Source organism: Mesobacillus subterraneus (genome assembly GCF_023715485.1).
Lineage (GTDB): Bacteria > Bacillota > Bacilli > Bacillales > Cytobacillaceae > Mesobacillus > Mesobacillus subterraneus_B.
Genome location: NZ_JAMBOF010000003.1, coordinates 370424 through 390691, shown reverse-complemented (window position 1 = coordinate 390691; position 20268 = coordinate 370424). Strand labels below are relative to the sequence as shown.

The 20268-nt window shown below is 40.9% G+C and carries 26 protein-coding genes; 16 read left to right on the top strand and 10 right to left on the bottom strand.

All coding sequences use genetic code 11. The features are described 5' to 3' along the window. Positions 1-372 precede the first annotated feature (372 nt). A complete protein-coding gene (locus M3204_RS06650; protein WP_251479876.1) occupies positions 373-780 on the top strand; it encodes a YugN-like family protein in 408 nt (135 codons plus the stop codon). On the opposite strand, the gene M3204_RS06645 is transcribed toward M3204_RS06650, so the two are convergent. Continuing rightward, complete coding sequence (locus M3204_RS06645; RefSeq protein WP_251479873.1) at positions 777-1769, bottom strand: potassium channel family protein; 993 nt, start codon at positions 1767-1769, stop codon at positions 777-779. The two genes, M3204_RS06650 and M3204_RS06645, sit on opposite strands and share 4 nt — an antisense overlap. Before the next feature lie 217 nt (positions 1770-1986). Here M3204_RS06645 and M3204_RS06640 point away from each other — a divergent pair, with 217 nt between their 5' ends. From M3204_RS06640 to M3204_RS06605, 8 genes are all read left to right on the top strand, one after another. Further along, positions 1987-2193, top strand: a complete 207-nt coding sequence (locus tag M3204_RS06640) for a hypothetical protein (RefSeq protein WP_251479870.1) — start codon at positions 1987-1989, stop codon at positions 2191-2193. A gap of 135 nt (positions 2194-2328) precedes the next feature. Then, the gene (locus tag M3204_RS06635) at positions 2329-2901 is read left to right on the top strand and encodes a DedA family protein (RefSeq protein ID WP_251479954.1); all 573 of its coding nucleotides are present in this window, start codon (positions 2329-2331) and stop codon (positions 2899-2901) included. Positions 2902-3021: 120 nt separating this feature from the next. Further along, positions 3022-4566 (top strand): spore germination protein, encoded by a 1545-nt coding sequence (locus M3204_RS06630; RefSeq protein WP_251479867.1) that lies wholly within the window; start codon positions 3022-3024, stop codon positions 4564-4566. Between the two features lie 3 nt (positions 4567-4569). Continuing rightward, on the top strand, positions 4570-5679 hold the full coding sequence (locus M3204_RS06625; RefSeq protein WP_251479864.1) for a GerAB/ArcD/ProY family transporter: 1110 nt from the start codon (positions 4570-4572) through the stop codon (positions 5677-5679). Further along, complete coding sequence (locus M3204_RS06620) at positions 5654-6910, top strand: Ger(x)C family spore germination protein (protein WP_251479861.1); 1257 nt, start codon at positions 5654-5656, stop codon at positions 6908-6910. Before M3204_RS06625 ends, M3204_RS06620 begins: the two co-directional genes overlap by 26 nt. A gap of 1 nt (position 6911) precedes the next feature. Further along, entirely contained in the window at positions 6912-7070 is a 159-nt protein-coding gene (locus M3204_RS06615; protein ID WP_251479858.1) for a hypothetical protein, read from the top strand. Between the two features lie 113 nt (positions 7071-7183). Then, complete coding sequence (locus tag M3204_RS06610; protein WP_251479855.1) at positions 7184-8071, top strand: helix-turn-helix domain-containing protein; 888 nt, start codon at positions 7184-7186, stop codon at positions 8069-8071. A gap of 37 nt (positions 8072-8108) precedes the next feature. Then, positions 8109-8570: a hypothetical protein gene (locus M3204_RS06605; protein WP_251479852.1), complete on the top strand. Its 462-nt coding sequence runs from the start codon at positions 8109-8111 to the stop codon at positions 8568-8570. A 182-nt stretch (positions 8571-8752) separates the two neighbouring features. On the opposite strand, the gene M3204_RS06600 is transcribed toward M3204_RS06605, so the two are convergent. Beyond that, positions 8753-9010: a hypothetical protein gene (locus M3204_RS06600; RefSeq protein WP_251479850.1), complete on the bottom strand. Its 258-nt coding sequence runs from the start codon at positions 9008-9010 to the stop codon at positions 8753-8755. A gap of 111 nt (positions 9011-9121) precedes the next feature. On the opposite strand from M3204_RS06600, the gene M3204_RS06595 reads away from it, so the two are divergent. Then, complete coding sequence (locus M3204_RS06595) at positions 9122-9688, top strand: TVP38/TMEM64 family protein (protein ID WP_251479847.1); 567 nt, start codon at positions 9122-9124, stop codon at positions 9686-9688. Positions 9689-9696: 8 nt separating this feature from the next. Beyond that, positions 9697-9855 (top strand): hypothetical protein, encoded by a 159-nt coding sequence (locus tag M3204_RS06590; protein WP_251479844.1) that lies wholly within the window; start codon positions 9697-9699, stop codon positions 9853-9855. Positions 9856-9986: 131 nt separating this feature from the next. Here M3204_RS06590 and M3204_RS06585 read toward each other — a convergent pair whose 3' ends face one another. Then, positions 9987-10433 (bottom strand): TlpA family protein disulfide reductase, encoded by a 447-nt coding sequence (locus M3204_RS06585; RefSeq protein WP_251479842.1) that lies wholly within the window; start codon positions 10431-10433, stop codon positions 9987-9989. Between the two features lie 185 nt (positions 10434-10618). Between M3204_RS06585 and M3204_RS06580 the strand changes: the two genes are divergently transcribed. The 5 genes from M3204_RS06580 to M3204_RS06560 all read left to right on the top strand — a co-directional run bounded on the left by M3204_RS06580 (position 10619) and on the right by M3204_RS06560 (position 14863). Continuing rightward, entirely contained in the window at positions 10619-10987 is a 369-nt protein-coding gene (locus M3204_RS06580) for a hypothetical protein (protein ID WP_251479840.1), read from the top strand. A 151-nt stretch (positions 10988-11138) separates the two neighbouring features. Beyond that, on the top strand, positions 11139-11717 hold the full coding sequence (locus M3204_RS06575; protein ID WP_251479839.1) for a sulfurtransferase TusA family protein: 579 nt from the start codon (positions 11139-11141) through the stop codon (positions 11715-11717). 14 nt (positions 11718-11731) lie between these two features. Beyond that, positions 11732-12121, top strand: a complete 390-nt coding sequence (locus M3204_RS06570) for a DsrE/DsrF/DrsH-like family protein (RefSeq protein ID WP_251479837.1) — start codon at positions 11732-11734, stop codon at positions 12119-12121. A 26-nt stretch (positions 12122-12147) separates the two neighbouring features. Then, a complete protein-coding gene (locus tag M3204_RS06565) occupies positions 12148-13269 on the top strand; it encodes an MBL fold metallo-hydrolase (RefSeq protein WP_251479835.1) in 1122 nt (373 codons plus the stop codon). 163 nt (positions 13270-13432) lie between these two features. Then, positions 13433-14863 (top strand): bifunctional metallophosphatase/5'-nucleotidase, encoded by a 1431-nt coding sequence (locus tag M3204_RS06560; protein WP_251479833.1) that lies wholly within the window; start codon positions 13433-13435, stop codon positions 14861-14863. 632 nt (positions 14864-15495) lie between these two features. Here the strand turns inward: M3204_RS06560 and M3204_RS06555 are convergent. The 7 genes from M3204_RS06555 to M3204_RS06525 form a co-directional block, all read right to left on the bottom strand. Beyond that, a complete protein-coding gene (locus M3204_RS06555; protein WP_251479831.1) occupies positions 15496-16083 on the bottom strand; it encodes a peroxiredoxin family protein in 588 nt (195 codons plus the stop codon). Continuing rightward, entirely contained in the window at positions 16080-16691 is a 612-nt protein-coding gene (locus M3204_RS06550; protein ID WP_251479828.1) for a hypothetical protein, read from the bottom strand. Before M3204_RS06550 ends, M3204_RS06555 begins: the two co-directional genes overlap by 4 nt. Beyond that, on the bottom strand, positions 16688-17101 hold the full coding sequence (locus tag M3204_RS06545) for an OsmC family protein (RefSeq protein ID WP_251479825.1): 414 nt from the start codon (positions 17099-17101) through the stop codon (positions 16688-16690). Before M3204_RS06545 ends, M3204_RS06550 begins: the two co-directional genes overlap by 4 nt. A 193-nt stretch (positions 17102-17294) precedes the next feature. After that, entirely contained in the window at positions 17295-18362 is a 1068-nt protein-coding gene (locus tag M3204_RS06540; RefSeq protein WP_251479822.1) for a HAMP domain-containing sensor histidine kinase, read from the bottom strand. Further along, a complete protein-coding gene (locus tag M3204_RS06535; protein ID WP_251479819.1) occupies positions 18349-19044 on the bottom strand; it encodes a response regulator transcription factor in 696 nt (231 codons plus the stop codon). The genes M3204_RS06540 and M3204_RS06535 overlap by 14 nt, the downstream gene beginning before the upstream one ends. Positions 19045-19079: 35 nt before the next feature. Further along, the gene (locus tag M3204_RS06530; protein WP_251479816.1) at positions 19080-19793 is read right to left on the bottom strand and encodes a cytochrome c biogenesis CcdA family protein; all 714 of its coding nucleotides are present in this window, start codon (positions 19791-19793) and stop codon (positions 19080-19082) included. A 267-nt stretch (positions 19794-20060) separates the two neighbouring features. Next, positions 20061-20246, bottom strand: a complete 186-nt coding sequence (locus M3204_RS06525; RefSeq protein WP_251479813.1) for a hypothetical protein — start codon at positions 20244-20246, stop codon at positions 20061-20063. Positions 20247-20268: the final 22 nt, after the last annotated feature.

The following is a 20268-nucleotide window of genomic DNA, read 5'->3' as shown; positions in this document are numbered from 1 at the left end:
TTAAAAATGTTTGAACAACGATATACAAAGGCCAAAAAGGGGTAGTCAGGCAGCCTCGGCTGCCTGACTACCCCTCCACATATAACTCATAGAGTATGGATGTTTACACATAATTCTTGACGGAACCTTATTTTCGCCAATATACCTGTGAAAATCGCCAATAAAATTAATTTTTCGCCAATAAACGCGAAAACTACAGAAAATAGTGTCCGTCATCAGGTAGATGACGGTCCGAAATAGTGAAGCACCAAAGAAAGTGTACGTCATCACCTGCCTCAAGCCAGATTCGGAGCTAATGCACCCTTCCACCACTCATTAAAAACCCAATTTTGGTTAAAACTAAGCAAAACGTATGGAAAGGCGGAGGTACCCTTGATTGAAATCAAATCTGAACTTGAAGGCAAGCACTTTGACCTGTTTAAGCTTGAGCAGCTTCTTAAGCCACTTGGCTACACTGTAGGAGGCAACTGGGATTATGACCACGGAGCCTTCGATTACAAAATTGACGATGAAGTAGGCTATCAATTTTTAAGGCTGCCGTTTAAGGCCATTGATGGCCAGCTTGATGCCCGGGGTTGCACGGTGCAAATGCAGCGCCCTTTTCTGCTCTCCCATAAGTATCAGCGGGGGATAGACGACCATGCAAATATCGGTAATGCGAGCGCTTCGTTCAACCAGTTCCAGGAGCCCGTGGACAAGGATGCGAGCTTTCCAGAAAAATATATCGAAGTTGGAAAGTCGCTAGTCCGTGAGGTGGAGGCCGCCATATTGCATCATTAATCGGTTGTTATGGCCAGTAGCTGGTCATCATGTCCAATTTTGATATTATTTACGGGGTTGACGACTAAGTCATCCCCTTTTTTAAGTCCGATCAGAGTTATATTTCTCTCTGTCAGTAATAAATGGCTTGCTTCCTGAAACCTCTTGCCAATCAAGATGCTATCAGCCGGAATATAGGATAAATGCTTGCCATTCAACTCGCCTAACAAATCAAGAAGTGGACCCATCACATCTTCTGAAGAAATGCTGTTCAAAAAGACAGCGCTGGTCAAGGCATTTGTCGGGATGAGATCATCTGCTCCAGCCCTGCGCGCATTATTGATTTGCTCGCTTGTAAGGATTTCCGCTATACAGCGGATTTCAGGATTTAATCCTTTAATCGCAAGCAAGGTAAGGATGGTATTCATATCTGCTTGAAGTTCATCGAGGTTTTGATCGGATGTGATGATGACTTTTAGCGCATTTTGAATTCCTGCACTTAATAAAGTGTCATCCCTGTTCGCTCGTCCTCTGATGAAATGGACATTGTCATCACTTATAGGATTTGCCCCTAACGATTCATCAATCAGTATAATTGACTTTCTTGATTCAGTAAGTGTCCTGATGATCGACCGTGACCTTTCATTCCATCCGATGATAATGACATGGCCTTTCCCCTTATATCCTACTTTACCTTCAATATATGCATTCTGTTTAGTGACCGTAGCCGCAGATAGATGGATAAAATAGGATGATAAAAAACCAGTGCCAACTAATAAGAGAATGATCGCAGTCATTCTTCCTGCAAAAGTAACAGGGTAGAAATCCCCGAAACCCACGGTCGATGCAGTAATGATCGCCCACCATATGCCGTCAAAAACCGTTGGAAAGCTCTTTGGTTCAATGAAATGGATTACTGAGCCAAATACAATAACCATCAAAGAGGCAATCATTAATATCCTTGTTAAAATAGGCATCCTGACAAAGCGCATATATATTTGACTAGTCATTTTTATCCTCCTTGTAGGTTTATGCAATTCTATGTAGGAAAACAATAGTTCCTTTTCCCTTAATAGCATCATCAAAAACAGGGTAGCCATGAAAATTATGTAAAATTAGTTTCTACGATAAGGGCTGTTTTTACACCCATTATGTACAGGAATTGTACATTAGCCCGTACCAAACTTTCAGCAATACATATGCTGTGTAGTAAAGGAGGGATATGATATGTCATTTAATTTTGGATCTAATGTGTTTCTATTCCTTGCATGCATGCTGGCTGGCTGGGCACTTATAAAATTTGGACCGTATTTACTAACACTTGCCGGCATGGGTATTTTTGGTATTATCGGAGTCATTGTCATCGTCGTTTTCGCATTCGTCATTATATTTATTGGCCTCAGGGTGCTAATTAACGGCGGCTGGCGCAGTTAGTCTGCCAAGTCAGAACCTGTCCTCAGGGCAGGTTCTTTTCCATGACATCATCATAAACTTGTACATAACAAAATATATTTTAGAGAAGGGTAAGGGAATAGGATTGGAGTGGTCTAGCTCGTGCATGATTTTATTATGGCCGTATTGGACTGGCTATCGGACCTTGGTTATATGGGAATTGCTATCGGATTGATGCTGGAAGTGATTCCTAGCGAAATTGTCCTTGGATATGGTGGATATATGATTTCTCAGGAATTGATAGGCTTTACCGGGGCAGTCATCGCCGGCACGATTGGGGGAACGATAGCACAGCTGTTTTTATATTGGCTCGGATTTTACGGCGGACGGGCGGTGCTGGAAAAGTACGGCAAATATATACTGATTAACAAGCATCATATTGATCTATCCGAAAAATGGTTCAATAAATTTGGCCCTGGTGTCATTTTCTCAGCGAGATTTGTACCTGTAGTAAGACATGCGATTTCGATTCCAGCTGGTATTGCAAGAATGCCCTTAATCAAGTTCACTTTATACACGATAGCAGCTATTATCCCTTGGACAATTTTCTTTCTTTACCTTGGTATAGTACTTGGTGAAAACTGGGCGGGCGTCAAGGACGCAGCAAAGCCATTCATAGTTCCAATCAGCATCATTGCACTGGGGGCAGGAACTGTTTATTTATTGGCAGCACGAAAAACTAAACAATGATGATCTTGCTCAGGATTGATTCCTGAGTTTTTTTATGCCAAAGCGGCTCATAAAAATTAGCAGATTAGTAAAAGTTAAGAAAAGGAAAAAGCTATTCCATACCGGCAGGGGGAAGATCCAGTGTTAAAGGAAATGTTCAAGCTGTTCAAAAAACAGCAAAAGAAACAATCTTCCTCAGTAAAAAAGCTGGGGGGAGAGCAATCCGACTTAAAGGAAAAGGAATTCAGCCGCCATCTCCAGGAGAATTTGTCTATATTAAAAAAGCTTTACAGCGTTCCGGATAATAAGGACATAAAACTGAGAGAGTTGTATCTGGAGGGCTTTAAAAAGCAAGCTGCCCTTTTATTTATCAGCACAATTACGGATGTTAAGAGTGTTGAAGAAAATATACTTAAGCCGTTAACTGAGAACACTTCATCTACTAAGCATGTGAGAGATGTAGTATCAGTACAAATGGTACATGAAATCTCTTATTTTAAGGATGCTGTCAAAGATATTAATAAAGGAAATGCCCTTTTGGTTTTAGAAGGGGAAGCCTGGGCTTATGTTTTGGATTGCCCGGATTTCCAAAGCAGGGCGATAGAAAAGCCTGACAATGAAATCCTCATTAAGGGTCCAAAAGAAGCCTTCAACGAAAAGGCGGTAGCAAATATATCGCTGCTCAGGAAGAAAATCAGGAACGAAAATCTAATTGTTGAAGGAATAGAAGTCTCTCAGCGTTCCCATAATGATGTTTTCGTCCTTTATATTCGCGGGCTGGCAAATGAAAAACTCGTTACTAACATCAAAAAAAGGCTTGGCAGTCTGGAAGTGAATGCAATACAGAATTTATCGCTGCTGGAAGAATACATTGAAGAACGCAATTATTCCATTTTTCCAAGCATCCTGAACACCGAAAGACCTGATCGTGCAGCTTCGTTCCTTGAAGATGGCTATATTATTTTACTAATGGACAACTCTCCTGATAGTCTGGTGCTTCCTGCCACCTTCTGGTCATTTTTCCATAGTCCTGAAGATCACTATCTCAGAATCCATTATGGTAATTTTACGAGGGCGCTCAGGATGTTTGCGCTTTTCATCACTTTATTTACATCTGCTATCTATATTGCAATCACAACGTATCACGCGGAAATGATCCCACCTGATTTATTGCTGGCGATTGCATCCTCCCGTGAGAAAGTACCTTTCCCTGCTGTAATTGAAATTTTAATCATGGAAGCGGCATTTGAACTGATCCGTGAGGCTGGGTTGCGTGTTCCGAGCCCCATAGGACCAACTATAGGGATTGTGGGGGCCTTGATTCTCGGACAGGCTGCTGTTGAGGCGAATATTATAAGCCCTATTGTTATTATTGTCGTCGCCCTTGGAGGTCTTAGTTCCTTTGCCGTAAGTGATTTAAGCCTGAATTTTGGAGTAAGGCTCATTCGCTTTTTGTTTATTTTGAGTGCGTCCATGATTGGCATATATGGGATGACAGCGTTTTTCGTTGCCGGACTGTTTTATATGGTTTCACTGAAGTCTTTCGGTGTTCCTTATCTAGCTCCCCTGTCTCCTAGCTATAAATCATCCAAGGATACAATTTTCCGCAGGCTAGTTAAAAATGAAAACATAAGACCAGGATTTCTTAAACCTTCTGATTCACAAAAAAAGAGCGATGGGGCCTAAATAATGATACAAAGCAAGGGGAAACTCGGAATAAAAGAATTCATATCAATTATCGCCCTCACGATTGGAACAAAGCTTAGTGATGATACTCCTTCCATCATTTATGAAAATGCCAAAAACGCTGGATGGATTGCCACAATCCTAATCGGAGTGATGTCTTTTATCCCTGTAATAATATTGATCAAAGTTTTTTCCGCCCACAAAGATAAGAATTTGCATGAGGTGATCATTTACCTTTTCGGGAAAATTCTTGGCAACCTTATTTCAATCATCATTCTTGTACTCGGTGCTTCAGCATTGATTGTCGATTCAGGTGTGTATGTAGATATTATCGGGACGATGTATTTCACAAAAACTCCGCCAAGCATAATTTACCTAATTTTGATGGCTGTATGTGCATATGGCGCCAAACGGGGGATTGAGCAAATTGGTGCGGTTTCCTGGCTGCTGCTGCCATACTTGAAAATCACCCTATTGGTGGCTGTCATTGTAAGCATCAATGAAGGAACACTTGGGTTTATTTTTCCGATTTGGGGTGAGGGGAAACTTGAAATTGTTAAAGCGTCTGCTAAAAATCTATCCATTTTTTCGGATTTTTTATTTATTGGCCTGATTGCTCCCTTGGTCGTCTCATTCAAGGATTTCAAGAAAGGAACCATCATTTCACTAATATTTGTAACTTTAGAAATCAGTCTGGCTATGGTCACATTTGTAATGTTATTTGATTACACTACGGCTGAAATGCTGAGTTATCCTTTTCACGAAACCATACGATACATACAAATTGGCTTTTTGACAAATGTAGAGACTTTATTTTTTCCGTTCTGGCTCGTGGCTACTTTTATAAGATTTTCGTTTTACCTTTATCTTAGTGCAATCTTGCTAGGTGGAATCCTGAAAATTAAAGAATTCGAATATCTTATTCCTTTAGTGACAACGATCGTTATTTTAATCGGATTAAGTCCAGATAGTCCTTCGATCGTGCTATATACAATGAGGCAATATATATTATTGCTGCTTAGCCCTGCCTTTATATTCCTGCCGCCGCTTATGTGGCTGATAGCCAAAATACGGGGAGATTTTAAGAATGAGACAGTTCAAGAATCTAGTTGAATTTTCGCTGCTAATTATAATCGTTCTCTCTTTAACGGGATGCTGGGACCAAAAAGAACTAGACCAGAAAGCATATGTAATTGGCATTGGCCTTGATCCTCACGAAGCGGAAGGAAAAGTGAAGGTTACATATATAATCGCTAACCCGGAGGTGGGTTCCCAGCAATCAGGCGGAGGCACAAATGAGCCTCCTCAAGAAACGATCACTTTGGCGGCAGATGATTTCATCTCTTCTCGAAATACTGCTAATACTGTCATATCGAAAGAAATTTCCTATGACCTGTTGAGGGTCATTATCGTATCTGAGAAGCTTGCGAAGGAATCGGATTTTATCAGATGGATCTATAGTGCAGCAAAAGACCGTGAAATCAAAAGAAGTACAAAGTTAATCGTCACGAAAGAGAGTGCGGCGAAGTTTATTTCAAACAATAAACCAAAGCTCGAAACACGTCCTCATAAGTACTTTGAATTCATGATCGACAGAGGGCAGCAAACCGGCATGATTCCCAATACGGATCTTAATGATTTCTTCCGGGTTACTGAAAGCGATGCAGATTTATTTTTGGCGATCTATGCAACTACTGAAAAAGAGGAGTCAGATCGCAGTAATATGTCGGATGATGATTTTTTAGCAGGTGAAATTCAGGTAGAAGGGGTTACGAATGATGCCCAATTTATCGGCTCTGCCGTATTCAAGGAGGGAATCATGATTGGAAAGATAACAGGAGAGGAAACAAGGATCTCAAGCTTGCTGGATGACACATGGGATATAGGAGATTTCAAGACGACGTTTAAGGATCCCTTTGATGAGAGGTTTCGGATATCTGCAAGGATAGCAAAGACTAGGGCCAATAAATTCGAATTCAAACAACAATCCGGGCGGCCAGTAATTGATATAAAAGTTCCTTTGTACATTGAAGTTCTCAGTGATCCGAGCATGATTAATTATGCAAAAAATAAAGAAAAAGTAAATGATTTAAAGAAGGCCATGAGGACAAAAATTGAAGATAATATTACAAAGTATATTAAGTATACCCAGGAAGAATTCAAGGGCGATACTTTCCATTTGTCAATTCCTATCAGGACGGAGTTTGGAACACTCGGTGAGTTCCGTGATTTTGACTGGATGAAATCCTACTCAAACGCTGAAGTTAATGTAAGTGTTGACATCCGCTTTGGAGAGTTTGGCCGTCAGACTAAATTTCCTAAGCTTGAGGAAGTGAGGGATTAATATGGTCTATTTGATATGGGGGATTGTAATGGTAGTGTGCTTCTATTCTCTCGCATTTGGAGTGACCTTGTGGAAGCAGAAAAATAAGCCAGGATCGATTGTGGTCATCCTGCTTTCCATCACCAGTATCATCCTGCCTTATTTTACTTATGTAAAGTGATATTTTAAAAACGAGAAAAAGAAATTTTCCCCATCTGGTTTTTTATTCGAATTTTTAAAAGTTTATAACATTGTGATAATATAAATATAATCAATATTAAATGGGGTGTAGGAATGAGCCTGGTTGGATATAACTTTGGAGAAATTCTTAAGTCGTTAAGAGCTTATAAACGAATGACTTTGTCAGAATTAGCCGAAGGAATTTGTTCTGAAGATGATTTGCTTCAATTTGAGAAAGAAGAGAAATATCCAACAATCGACCAATTATACAAAATAGCTTTGAAGCTGGATGTTGAACTGAACCACTTTTTTGACATCGCCTCAACAGATACATATAATTACGCAATTGCTGTTACGGAATTGATTAAAAAGTATAAAAGAGAACGGGATTATGCCGCGATCAATGAAATTATTTTAAAGGAGCAGGATAGTCCTTTATTCAAGCATACATCATTCAAGCAATTTTTGATGTGGCACGAAGGAATTTGTACCTATTACCTTGATGAAGATAAAGATAAATCTATTGGATTATTATATGGAGCTTTATCCATGACCAATCCAGAAAGAAAAGACCTGACCGAACGTGAAATTGAAATTTTGACAAGTGTAGCGATCATTAAGAAGGATGCAGGTAACCTTGAAGACGCGGTTGAAGTTTTTCTGATGGCGCTCAATAATTTGACGAAACTTCCACAAGTGCAAGACTCTAGCATCTGGTTGAAAATTCTGTATGGTCTGGCACAAGCATTATCGAAGCTTGAGAGTTATGAAGAATCACTTATTTATTGCAGCAAGGGGATCGATAATTGTATATATGAAGAAAATATGTATTTATTTGGTGAACTTCATTATCAAACAGGCATGAATTACATTAAATTGGGTAAATTAGATGAAGGAAAAGAATATTTGGAAAAAGCAGTTTTGATTTTTAAACTTCAAGAAAATGAGAAGTTTGCTAGTTTAGTAATCACTGAAATGGAAAAATTATTGAAATATTGCTGAACTTGTTAAAATATCACCTGAAAAAAGGAGGAAGAAAATGAAGAAAGCACTTATAGTTACAGCATTAGCTGCCGTCTTTGCTGCCGCGGCTGGCCTGAATACAGCTTATATTCATCTTGGCGACCTGCCATCGCAGCATTCACAGGACGGAACAACCGTAGCCGACCTGCCGTCGCAGCATTCACAGGCCGGAACAACCGTAGCCGACCTCCCGTCGCAGCATTCACAGGACAGGATAACCGTAGCCGATTTGCCGTCGCAGCATTCACAGGCCGGAACGACCGTAGCCGACCTGCCGTCGCAGCATTCACAGGACGGGATAACCGTAGCTGATTTGCCGTCGCAGCATTCACAGGCCGGAACGACTGTAGCCGACTTGCCGTCGCAGCATTCAGAGGATGGGACAACCGTAGCCGACCTGCCATCGCAGCATTCACCGGATGGTACTCAGTTAGCAGATCTTCCTTCACAGCATGGCAATAGTGATCATTTAGCTTAAATATTAATTTCGGCAGCCTTGACTGAATTGGTCAGGTTGTTTTTATTTTACATACTTAATTGGATCTGTATTGTTTCATACTTTGTTAGGCTTATTGTCTATAATATTGGATATTTAGAAAAAAAGGCTCTGGAATGCCCAGAACCTTTTTTTTACGGTATTATTACTAGTGCACGAAGTTTTTAATCAACTATATCCATGTGGCCGTCATCCATCATTTCAAAGTTCTTGCTTGGCATTGCACCCATTGTTCCATGACAATCATTGTACATTTGCTTTAATTCCTTTTCTGAAAAACCTGGGTGCATTTTTTCCATCAACGGTTTCATTTGGCCGTAATTAAAAGTTCCTTTGCCGTCATTACCTTCTTCAGCGAAGGCTGAAGTGCTTGCTCCTAGGATAAGCGCTGTGCTAAAAAAAGTTAAAATTATTTTTTTCATCTTGCTCAGCTCCTTTCTTGATATCTTAATCTTATATGGACAGTTTGCATAAACTTAGCAGAAGCGGTGACAAAGTTATGAACTCTTCAAAGCATTGCAGGAGGCAAAAGTATGATACTGCTTGATTCTCTCGCTGGCCAGCCAATCTGGCTAGCCATTTTAATCAGCCTTCTGGTTAGTATAATTATTGCAATTGCAGGTATTCTTCCTAGTACATTCGTGACTGCAGCCAATATAATTTACTTTGGGTTTGAGGGTGGCCTGGCTCTGTCAATCATAGGTGAAGCTTTAGGTGCCATCATCAGCTTTTTCCTATATCGAAAAGGCTTAAAAAAGCTCAGTGAAAAATCTTCTGGTAAGCGAAATCTTAAATTGCTGGACAGGCTGAAGGGTACATCTGGCGCAGAGGCGTTTGTACTTGTTTTTTTATTGCGGATCTTTCCATTCATACCATCAGGGCTGGTAACTCTTGCGGCCTCTTTTAGCAAAATGGGAGCAGCTGCATTTATGGTTTCGAGCACCTTCGGTAAAATCCCTGCTCTCTTAATGGAGGCATATTCTGTAAATGCTGTCCTAGGGTGGGAAAAGGAGTACCAGCTGGCGGCTGCAGCTTTTGCGGCGATTGCTGCTGTTTGCTACTATTATTGGACAACTAGAAGAAAAAAACGGAGGATTTAAAAAGATTAATGTATAAGAAAAGTTTCATGGTTGTTCTGATGCATCAATTCTTTTTACAGGCTTTTCAAAAGAGAAGGAAAAGGATGAGACAAAACCAGCGCCAGCAGAAGAAAATGCTGATCGATCAAGCAGGATGGAAGACTGGCGTTCATAACGATTTAAAATGATTTATACGATTCGGCAGATGGCAACCAAACTTGGAACCAGTTGCTGACCAAGGGTAAAATACGATATACCGGAATGCTAAATTACAATAAAACAATGCCACAGCTTTTTGCTGCGGCATTTTTATGTGATATTACTTTTCTTCTTTTCCAAGTACGCGGTTTACACGCTTCCTAAGCATGTTCATGCCGCTGCCGCCTGCCTGGAAGTGACGAAGCTTGCCTTCTGCGTCAAATACATAGTATGCGGGAACATATTTATTTTCAAAAGCATCGGTCAGCTTGTGTTCACTATCGATGAAAATCGGCTGTGAAATATCGTGGCCCATTGCCATTGCTTCGATAACGGCAACATCCAAGTCATTTTCAGAACGAGGCATATGGACTGCGATCACGTTCAATTCATCTTCAAATTCATCTCGGAACTCATTTACTTCTGGCATTGCTTCTTTGCAAAGACCGCAGCTAACAGACCAGAAATGGATTAATGTAGGCCTGCCTTGTAGATCTTCTTTTGTCACTTCACCGTTTAACCAGCTTGTTGCACCAGATAATTCCGGCATTTCTTCTCGTAATTTCATCACGGATGCCTCCTCAGCAATAAATTATATAGATATATTATCATTGAAACTATTTAAAAATCAATACTTAATTATAATTATTATAAAATATTAATGATTATCATTTAGAAACGTTTAGGTAAATAACTAGGACCAAACACTTTTCCCTAAAAGATTCATATCCTGACTATTGGGAGGTGAGCGCAATGGCATATAGCAACGCTCTTGTGTACGTCGGGGAAATGGGCGCAGACATGTATACTCAAACCCTTAACGGAGTTTTATATACCCAGGATCAAATCGGATTCATGGCCGATAGAATTTTATGGACTGAAGGACAAATAGGAGAAATGGCAAACAGAATCGTGTATGTTACTGAATTGTCCCAATTCAATACGGTTAAAGCAATGTATATGGTCATGACCATGTCTTTTATGGGCATGGATACAATGATGAACAATATGTTCAAATATGCGATTACAGTCAATCCAGTAAGCTACATTCCATGGATGACACGGGCAGGTAATGGTAATCATTATCTTCCTTATCCGTATCCTTTCTATTCAAAAGAGTAGTTTGGAAAGCAGCCAGTTAAAAGGCTGCTTTTTTTATTTTTTTCTGAAATCATGAATATTTTTTACGGTAGGAGGTATATATAAAGGTAATTTTTTTTCAGTATGGATTCCGCCGGATCATAAATACTATTGGGTAGGAAGGGGGATCACTATGTCAATTTCTGCGGATAAAGTACTGGACGCTAAAGGGCTGGCATGCCCTATGCCAATTGTGAAAACAAAGAAAATGATGAATGAATTGGAGCCTGGTCAAGTTATAGAAGTTCAGGCAACAGATAAAGGTTCAACAACGGATTTAAAAGCCTGGGCTCAAAGTACAGGCAATCAATACCTCGGAACAATCTCAGAAGGGGAAGTTCTAAAGCATTATCTTCGCAAAGCTAGTGAAGACGAACTGACGAATGACTCACCGCATCCTCATACCGCATCACTTGAAGAGGTGCTTGGAAAGCTTGAGGGCGAAGAGAAAATCACGATCCTTGATGTCAGGGAATCAGCTGAATATGCTTTCGGGCATATACCTGACGCAAAATCAATTCCGCTTGGCGAGCTGGAGCAGCGTTTCAATGAACTGAATCCTGAAGAGGATGTTTATGTTATTTGCCGCTCAGGCTCACGAAGTGATATGGCAGCAAAAAAACTGGCTGAAAAAGGATTCAAAAAACCAATTAATGTTGTTTCCGGCATGAAGGACTGGACAGGCCCTACCGAAACTTCAGTTGAAAAATAAGGAGGAACTAAAAAATGAAAGTAGCTATCATCGCCTCTAACGGCGGAATGTTTGATGCATACAAAGTATTCAATATCGCGACTGCGGCAGCTGCAACAGACGCAGAAGTAGGAATTTTCTTTACGTTTGAAGGTTTGAACCTGATCCATAAGGATGCGCACAAGCAACTTCCTATGCCTGCAGGGAAAGAGCATTTCCAGGAAGGATTCGCAAGAGAAAACGTTCCTCCAGTAGAACAGCTTGTTGAAATGGCAGCAGAAATGGGCGTCAAAATGATCGCTTGCCAGATGACAATGGATGTAATGTCTCTGGAGAAAGACCAGTTTGTTGATGGAATTGATGTGGGCGGAGCTGCTTCATTCCTGCACTTCGCAAGCGACGCAGACATTACTTTGACATTCTAAAATCAAAGCAAAACAGGAGGAATCAAATGGTACAGACGATCTCAGCAAAAGAATTAGCGCGAAAAGTCATTAACCATGAAGACCTGTTTATCCTTGATACAAGAAATACAGATGACTTCGATGACTGGAAAATCGAAGGCCGTAATGTGAAAGTCCATAATACGCCGTATTTCGACCTGCTTGAAGGCGTTGATCCCGTGAAGGATGTTTTGCCTAAGGATCAGGAGATTTATGTCGTATGTGCAAAAGGTGGATCGTCTGAGTTTGTTGCCGAGCAAATTGAAGAGGCTGGCTACACGAATGTCTACTCGATTGAAGGAGGCATGAAAGCCTGGAGTGAACATTTAGAGCCTGTGAAAATCGGTGACCTTAAGAACGGCGGTTCTCTTTACCAGTTTGTGCGTATCGGCAAAGGTTGCCTTTCCTACCTTGTTGAATCAAATGGCGAGGCTGCAATTATCGATACAAACCGGATGATTGAACAGTATGAAGAGTTCATGTCAGGCAAGGACTATAAGTTAGTTGCCCTGCTCGATACACACCTTCATGCTGACCATATTTCTGGTGGAAGAAAGCTAGCTGAAAAAGTGGGAGCTAAATATTACCTCCCGCCTAAAGATGCTGAAGAAGTAACATTCCAATATGAACCTCTGCGGGATGGCGATGAAAGTAAGGTTGGAAACACTGTAATCACGGCTGTGTATTCTCCGGGACATACAATCGGCAGTACTTCATTCATCATTGATGACCAATATTTGTTGACTGGCGACATTCTGTTCATCGACTCAATTGGACGCCCTGACCTGGCCGGCCTGGCTCAGGACTGGGTAGGAGACTTGAGGAACACTTTATACAAACGATATAAAGAACTTGCAGATGAACTACTTGTTCTGCCAGCCCACTATATGGGAATCAATGAAATGAATGAAGACGGCAGCATTTCAGAAAAACTTGGCGTCCTTTATGCCGAGAACCACGGTTTGCAGATTGACAGCGAAGATACGTTCAGGAAAACAGTAACGGAAAATCTTCCGCCACAGCCGAACTCTTACCAGGAGATCAGGCAGATGAATATGGGGAAAATCAATCCTGATATCGAAGAGCAGCGGGAAATGGAGATCGGTCCAAACCGCTGTGCTGTCAGATAAAAAAAAGGGGTACCTTGTGGGTACTCCTTTTTGAATATAAAAGGCTCTTTTCGTAAGCTTCACAAAAATTTGTGTGCGTTTTTCAGCTCACGCCATTTTATAGTTCCATCAAACAGATGATAGGTTTGCGAAAATAGCCTTAGAAAATTGGAGGAGAGAAACGATGAAAAAATTGACTTTCATCCAGCAAAACGATACACATGGCAGTTTGGATTTGCATCACGAATTATTCTGGAAAGAAAATACTCCTGAACTGAGAAAAACAGGTGGATTTTCACGGATTTCGAAATATGTAAAAGATCTTAAAGCTCAAAATGATAATGTGCTTTTCCTTGAAGGCGGAGATTTATTCCATGGAACTTTGCCGCTTGTCGCTTCGAAAGGAGAGGCCATATTGCCGGCATTAAAAGAAATGCAGCTGGATGGATGGGTACCGGGCAACTGGGACTTCGCATATGGAAAAGATCAGCTGGCTTTATTGGCAGATAGACTTCCTTTCCCAACGCTGGCTTGTAACGTAATGGATAAGGAAACAAAAGATACATTCTTTAAGCCATATTTCATTAAAGATCTCCATGGAGTAAAAGTTGGAGTAATCGGCCTTACCTATCCATATGTCGATGAAACGATGCCTGACAGCTTCTCTGCAGGACTTGCTTTTTCAAAAGGAGTAGAAGAAACCCGTAAATGTGTAGACGAGCTAAAAGGCCACGCAGATATTGTCCTTTTGCTGAGCCATATGGGCCTGCCGCTCGATGTGGAGCTTGCGGCACTTGTTGATGGGATTGATATCATTTTATCTGGCCATAGCCATGACAGGATCGAACAGCCGATTACTGTGAATGGGGCACTCGTAGTGCAGGCTGGTTCCAGCGCATCCTTTCTCGGAAAACTGGATGTAACTTTTGAAAACGGTAAAATCGATGACTACCAATACGAATTAGTGGCGATTGATGAGAGTTTTCCTGAAGATGAAAAGATGGCCAGAATCATTGCTGACATTTTGGAGGAGTACAAGCAGGAAAGGAACAATGTCGTTGGCAGTACGGAATCCCTTTTACATCGAATGACCTTGAACGAAGCACCAATGGATAAATTGATTACTGATGCCTATCTTCACGCTTTCGATTGCGATTTGGCGTTCTCACACGGATGGCGGTACGGGACACCCATAGCTGCTGGAGATATTACAGAATATGATTTGCATACCATCATTCCGACGAATCCTGAAATGTTTACTTTAGAGATGAGTGGCGAGCATCTTTTAATGGCCTTGGAGAAAAATCTAGAGATGGTTTTCTCAAGAAATCCATTCAAGCAAAAAGGTGGTTACATTCTACGATCATCAGGATTGTTCATGGCCTTCAAGCCCTATAATCCAGAAGGGAATCGCATTCAGAAGCTGCTCATTGGCGGTCAAGAAATCAACTTAAGAAATAACTATAAGATCGCAGGCGGCGGAAAACAACTGTTCAGAGGAGCAGAAGCCGATAAAACCTATCATGGTGTATATGCTATTGATGTCATTAAGCAATTTTTAACAGATAAAGGGATATTTAGGGCTGACAACGAACAAAAGATACTCAGTATTTAGCAAATAGAAATGTTAATGGACATTTCAAGCCTGGACTGAGTTCAAAATGTCCAAGAAAGGTGATTTAATGGACATTTCCAGCCAGGACCGAGTTCAAAATGTCCAAGAAAGGTGATTTAATGGACATTTCAAGCTGGAGCTGAGTTCAAAATGTCCAAGAAAGGTGATTTAATGGACATTTCCAGCCAGGACCGAGTTCGAAATGTCCAAGAAAGGTGATTTAATGGACATTTCAAGCCAGGACCGAGTTCAAAATGTCCAAGAAAGGTGATTTAATGGACATTTCAAGCCAGGACCGAGTTCAAAATGTCCAAGAAAGGTGATTTAATGGACATTTCAAGCTGGAGCTGAGTTCGAAATGTCCAAGAAAGGTGATTTAATGGACATTTCAAGCCAGGACCGAGTTCGAAATGTCCAAGAAAGATGATTTAATGGACATTTCCAGCCAGGACCGAGTTCAAAATGTCCAAGAAAGGTGATTTAATGGACATTTCAAGCTGGAGTTGAGTTTAAAATGTCCAAGAAAGGTGATTTAATGGACATTTCAAGCCAGGACTCAGTTCAAAATGTCCAAGAAAGTGATTAAATGGATTACAAAAAAAGTCGCGGCTCACAAAAGCCGCGACTTTTTCCTATTTTACCCCAGTCAGGTCTTTCATCATGTTCTCGTCCATAGGGCCGACGATTTTTTTCGTGATTACGCCGTTCTCATCGAGGATGTAGCTTGTAGGAATCGTGAATGCCTGATAGGTCGTTCCTGCATCTCCCTCTTCATCCAGAGGAATCGTGAAGGTTAGACCATATTCATCAACGAATTTTTGGACTTCCTCCACGCCTTTGTCCATATTGGTCAGGTTTACAGCGAGGATTTCAACGCCCTGGTCGTTGTATTCTTCATAGAAATTCTGCATATGCGGCATTTCTGCTTTGCATGGCGGGCACCATGTAGCCCAGAAGTTCAAAATGACTTTTTTGCCGCGGTAATCAGAAAGCTTGATTGTTTTTCCGTCAAGCGTGTTTAATTCAAAGTCAGGTGCTTCAGCGCCTTCCCGCAAGGACGACAGCTTTGCGCCAGGAATATCTTCTGTTGTTTCCGTGGCTTCTTCAGTTTGATTCGTCGTTTTCTTTTCACTTTCAGTCGAAGTCGGTTTCCAGATATTCACTACAAGAATGACGACAGCGAGAGCTAAAATAGCAAATGATAAAAGATTTTTATTCAAAGCTGTACTTCCTCCTTATTAGATCGTAGAAATGTTAGCAAGTAGAAACCAAGCGCAAGGATTAACAGGTTTTCCAAAGAAAACAAATCTGAAAATAAACTCAGTATAAGTACTTCTAACATCAAAAATAATATTGCATATTGCAAATTGAGCTTTGTTTTACTGAAATAAAACACAAGGAAACCTAGCAAAAATAGAGCCTGTAACGCGGCTGCCAAAAGGTCCTCTGATAATGCGAATAAAGCAGTCCAGTACAGCATGAAAAATATAAAGTAGACAGGGAGATACTCCGCTGTGTTAATGCTGCTGCCCTTTTTCCTTGCGATCCATAACAAATAAAGTGCAATCCCGGCGAATGCAAGGATCTGCCCCTTTGTCCCGCCATTGAAGTAAAGAAGGGAAAGGGGGGTATCAATGAACATTTTAAAATTAAAGAGCGCATAGCTTAGCTTGTAAATAGCTATGTAAATGAAGAAGCTGTTCCAATACCAGTCGTCGATGCTCTTCTTTTCCTTTAGCCTGTAGACTAAGGCTGCGATAAAGATTGCGGCAAACGCTGCAAGCAAGTCCGCAGGCAGCGTGAATCTGCCGAATGTTATATAATTCAAGCCACATCACCTTTTTTTGGCTGGTCTGGCGTCAATTCAATCTGGTACCGTATATCGATGTTCCCGATGACCGATTGAATCATGCCGCAATTTTTCAGGACAAGGCTCGCCAGCCTTTCAGCCTGATTAGCCTTATCCTGCTCGTCTGTCTGCACCCTCACATTGAATGTCAGCTGTTCAATCCGGTTTGCTTCTTCCGGATTCCTTACTGAGGATACAATAACATCAATCCTTTTATAGTCTATTCTCTTCTTCGTTAGAATATTTGCAAGCAAAGAGGTGCTGCAGCCAGTCAATGAAGCTACAAATAATTCAAAAGGCCGGTAGCCTAATTCACTGTTAGGCGATACTGGAAGGAACCCGTATTCTAGCTGTCCAATAATTTTATCATTATAATAAGTAAATTCCATCTTAATTGCTCCTTTTTAAAGGCGCTTTTCGTAAACATTGTTGCTTCTCCCCCAAAGTATGAGTGTTAAAACATTCCCTTTTCAAGAACTTTTTCGAAAGGAGCTTAAGTAAAAGAAGTAAGAAATAGAAAAACAACAATAATACGGAAACAGCCTTTTTAAAACAGTATGATTATGTTTTGTTAAGGAATGATTAAGATGAGTGATAAGCTGGTATCGTTATCCAAAATGAGTGATGATGACCATCAGTTTCAAGGCCGATTTCTCCTCCATGTGCTTCGACAATGCTTTTCGCGATCGCTAATCCTAATCCGGCACCATCTGCTTTTGTACTCCGGGATTCCTCGAGGCGGTAAAATCGTTCAAAAATCAACTCTTTCTTTTCTGGATCGATGTAATTTCCTTTATGGGAAAAAGTGATTTTGACTATCTCCCCGCTTGTATTAGCTTCAATGGAGAGTTGTCTGCCAATATCATAATCTATGATATTTTGCAGAAGGTTGGATGTTACCTGTTTGAGGCCGTCTTTATGTCCAAAAACAAGACCAGAATTTATTTCCTGGAGGAAAGTATCGAACTTGCTGTTCAGCTTCAGCTGAAAAGCAGAAATCGATTCGGACAGGACCATATTTATGTCTACCTCTTCAAACTGCTTTTCTAAAAAATAGACCTCTTTATTCCACGCATCCAGTTCACCAATCAAATCGACTATCCGGGTGATCCGCCGTGATTCCTCCAGAAGGGAACCGAACAATTCAGGGTCGCCAGTTAATACCCCGTTATGTAGGGCTTCGAGATAACCATTGATATTGGTTAGCGGGGTCCTCAACTCATGGGCGATATCTCTTAGCATTTCTTCTCGTCTTGTCTGGATGACAGAAAGAGTCTCTGTCATCGCGTTGAAGTTCGTAACCAATTCACCCAATTCACCGGTAGAGGGTGAATCAATTTGCGAAGGGATTTTCCCTTCCTTTATCTGGTTGGCGGCAATAGACATTGTTTTCACCGGTTTTACGATCCTACTTACGGAAAAATAATGCACGAGCCCGGCGGTGATAAAGGCGATGATACTTACCTTGATCAGGAATGAATTCAATGTGTCAACGAGCTGTGCTCCTGTAACCTGTTCTTGATTTACCAGGAAACAGGCATAATCTTTGACGGAAATTCCGGCAAGCATGATGACCAGCAAAATGACAACGCTGTTGACAGCAACAAGCTTCGATAATAATAAATTGGCAAAACTACTAATTCGCCGCAAATTTATACCCCATTCCTCTCACGGTCTGAATATAATCTTTTGGCGTCTTTTCTTTGATTTTTTCCCGCAGGTTCTTGATATGGACATCGATTGTCCGCTCAGTAACTGCTTTTTCGTTGTTTTCATAAATCGTATCAAGGATCTGCGGCCGGGAAAGAATCTGACCTGGATGCTGCATGAACATATGAAGGAGCCTGAACTCAAAGTTCGTCAGATCAAGTGGTTCCCCATCCACCATGGCTTGGCCTTTTGCCGGCTTGATTGTCAGTCCTGTGAAAGTAAGCTTGCCGCATCTGCTTGCGGTCCTTCTTAAAACGGCCTCGACCCGCACCATCAATTCAGCAGGGCTGAACGGTTTTACGACATAATCATCGGCCCCAAGCTTAAAGCCCTCAATCCTGCTTTTTTCAGAGGCTTTTGCAGTCAGCATGATGACAGGCATCATGCTTTCCAGATCATTCCTGAGCCAGCGGCAAATTTCCTCACCGTTTTTGCCCGGAAGCATTAGATCCAGAATCAGGATGCATGGGTCGTATTTTTCGATCATTTCCTGAGCGACAAGGCCATTGTCGGCTTCTAGGACCTCATAGCCTTCATTCGTTAAATAGATTTTCACAAGCGTCCGGATTTTCGGGTCATCCTCAACAACTAAAACGCTTTTGCCAATCAACTCTTTTTTCAAATGAAACACCCCTTCATGCAGCCTGCAGGCAAGAATTAAAATTGGAACAAGCTATACGCAGACAGCCAGGCACTGATTTTTTGCATTTGTCCTGAAAGGACGAGGAAGCCCATGCCAACCATGATCATTCCGTTAACGAATGCCAGCTTAGCTAGATATTTGTTGATTTTCTTGATTGCCTTCAAAGAATAAGAAATAACAAATGAAATAATCAAGAACGGAACGGCCATTCCAAGGGAATAGGATGTAAGCAGATACATTCCTTGATATAAAGTATCTGATGAACTTGCCAGCAGCAGGATCGATGAAAGAGCAAGTCCAACACAAGGGGACCAGCCGCTTGCAAACGCCATGCCCAGGAAAACTGAACTGAAAGCACCTTTGGATTTTGTTTCAGAATGAACTTTTTTCTCCATCATCAAAAATTTGATGTTCAGCAAACCGGCCATCTGCAAGCCAAAGACAATAATAAGCAAGCCGGCAATTTGCATAACAATTGTTCTATAGTTTGCGAATACCTGACCAAGGAAAGACGCGGATGCACCCATTACGATAAAAATTAAACTAAACCCTATAATGAAGCCGAAAGAGCGGCTGAAAAGCGTGGTGCGGTCAACAGCTACCTTTGAACCTTCAATCTTTCCTCCAGTCAAATGCGTTATGTAGGCAGGGAGGAGGGGAAATACACATGGTGAGAAAAACGATAATATTCCAGCAGTAAAAGCAAAAAATAATCCAATCTCTGTCATTTTAAAGATCACTCCTTTTCTATACTCTATATTGTGATTTGTTTGTTAAGGATTAATGAAGATACAGTAAATCAATATACCCCTATTGGTATTTCTGTTTAAATATTGTATAATGAATGGTAGTCTCTTGTAAATGTTGACGTTATTCTTATGCTGTTTTGATTGCTAGTATACTGTTTTAAGTAAAAAAATAAAACCTAGGAGATTTCCTAGGTTTTACATTCATTTTATTGCAGTTTACCTAAACCCTATGTGGTATAATCCAACTTAATGGTTTAAATTTCTCTTAATCCCGAAATAAGTGAACAGGGAAACAGTGGATAAAATGGCCAAAGAGGCTATTTCAAACTTCACATCACGGTAGGTGATGGAATCATCCTTTGTAAAGTACATCAAACCGAAAATAAATACAGATAATACGATAACGGTAACGATGATATCTACTTTTTTCATTTTCTTCCCTCCAAATCTATAG

Bases quoted from the DNA above. Each gene is read 5' to 3' on its own strand.
- M3204_RS06585 (WP_251479842.1), bottom strand. From the start codon at position 10,433: ATGAAATTACGAGAAGAAATGCCGGAATTATCTGGTGCAACAAGCTGG.
- M3204_RS06600 (WP_251479850.1), bottom strand. From the start codon at position 9,010: ATGAAAAAAATAATTTTAACTTTTTTTAGCACAGCGCTTATCCTAGGA.
- M3204_RS06605 (WP_251479852.1), top strand. From the start codon at position 8,109: ATGAAGAAAGCACTTATAGTTACAGCATTAGCTGCCGTCTTTGCTGCC.
- M3204_RS06625 (WP_251479864.1), top strand. From the start codon at position 4,570: ATGATACAAAGCAAGGGGAAACTCGGAATAAAAGAATTCATATCAATT.
- M3204_RS06560 (WP_251479833.1), top strand. From the start codon at position 13,433: ATGAAAAAATTGACTTTCATCCAGCAAAACGATACACATGGCAGTTTG.
- M3204_RS06530 (WP_251479816.1), bottom strand. From the start codon at position 19,793: ATGACAGAGATTGGATTATTTTTTGCTTTTACTGCTGGAATATTATCG.
- M3204_RS06640 (WP_251479870.1), top strand. From the start codon at position 1,987: ATGTCATTTAATTTTGGATCTAATGTGTTTCTATTCCTTGCATGCATG.
- M3204_RS06610 (WP_251479855.1), top strand. From the start codon at position 7,184: ATGAGCCTGGTTGGATATAACTTTGGAGAAATTCTTAAGTCGTTAAGA.
- M3204_RS06590 (WP_251479844.1), top strand. From the start codon at position 9,697: ATGTATAAGAAAAGTTTCATGGTTGTTCTGATGCATCAATTCTTTTTA.
- M3204_RS06615 (WP_251479858.1), top strand. From the start codon at position 6,912: ATGGTCTATTTGATATGGGGGATTGTAATGGTAGTGTGCTTCTATTCT.
- M3204_RS06635 (WP_251479954.1), top strand. From the start codon at position 2,329: ATGGCCGTATTGGACTGGCTATCGGACCTTGGTTATATGGGAATTGCT.
- M3204_RS06620 (WP_251479861.1), top strand. From the start codon at position 5,654: ATGAGACAGTTCAAGAATCTAGTTGAATTTTCGCTGCTAATTATAATC.
- M3204_RS06525 (WP_251479813.1), bottom strand. From the start codon at position 20,246: ATGAAAAAAGTAGATATCATCGTTACCGTTATCGTATTATCTGTATTT.
- M3204_RS06565 (WP_251479835.1), top strand. From the start codon at position 12,148: ATGGTACAGACGATCTCAGCAAAAGAATTAGCGCGAAAAGTCATTAAC.
- M3204_RS06545 (WP_251479825.1), bottom strand. From the start codon at position 17,101: ATGGAATTTACTTATTATAATGATAAAATTATTGGACAGCTAGAATAC.
- M3204_RS06575 (WP_251479839.1), top strand. From the start codon at position 11,139: ATGTCAATTTCTGCGGATAAAGTACTGGACGCTAAAGGGCTGGCATGC.
- M3204_RS06580 (WP_251479840.1), top strand. From the start codon at position 10,619: ATGGCATATAGCAACGCTCTTGTGTACGTCGGGGAAATGGGCGCAGAC.
- M3204_RS06570 (WP_251479837.1), top strand. From the start codon at position 11,732: ATGAAAGTAGCTATCATCGCCTCTAACGGCGGAATGTTTGATGCATAC.
- M3204_RS06645 (WP_251479873.1), bottom strand. From the start codon at position 1,769: ATGACTAGTCAAATATATATGCGCTTTGTCAGGATGCCTATTTTAACA.
- M3204_RS06595 (WP_251479847.1), top strand. From the start codon at position 9,122: ATGATACTGCTTGATTCTCTCGCTGGCCAGCCAATCTGGCTAGCCATT.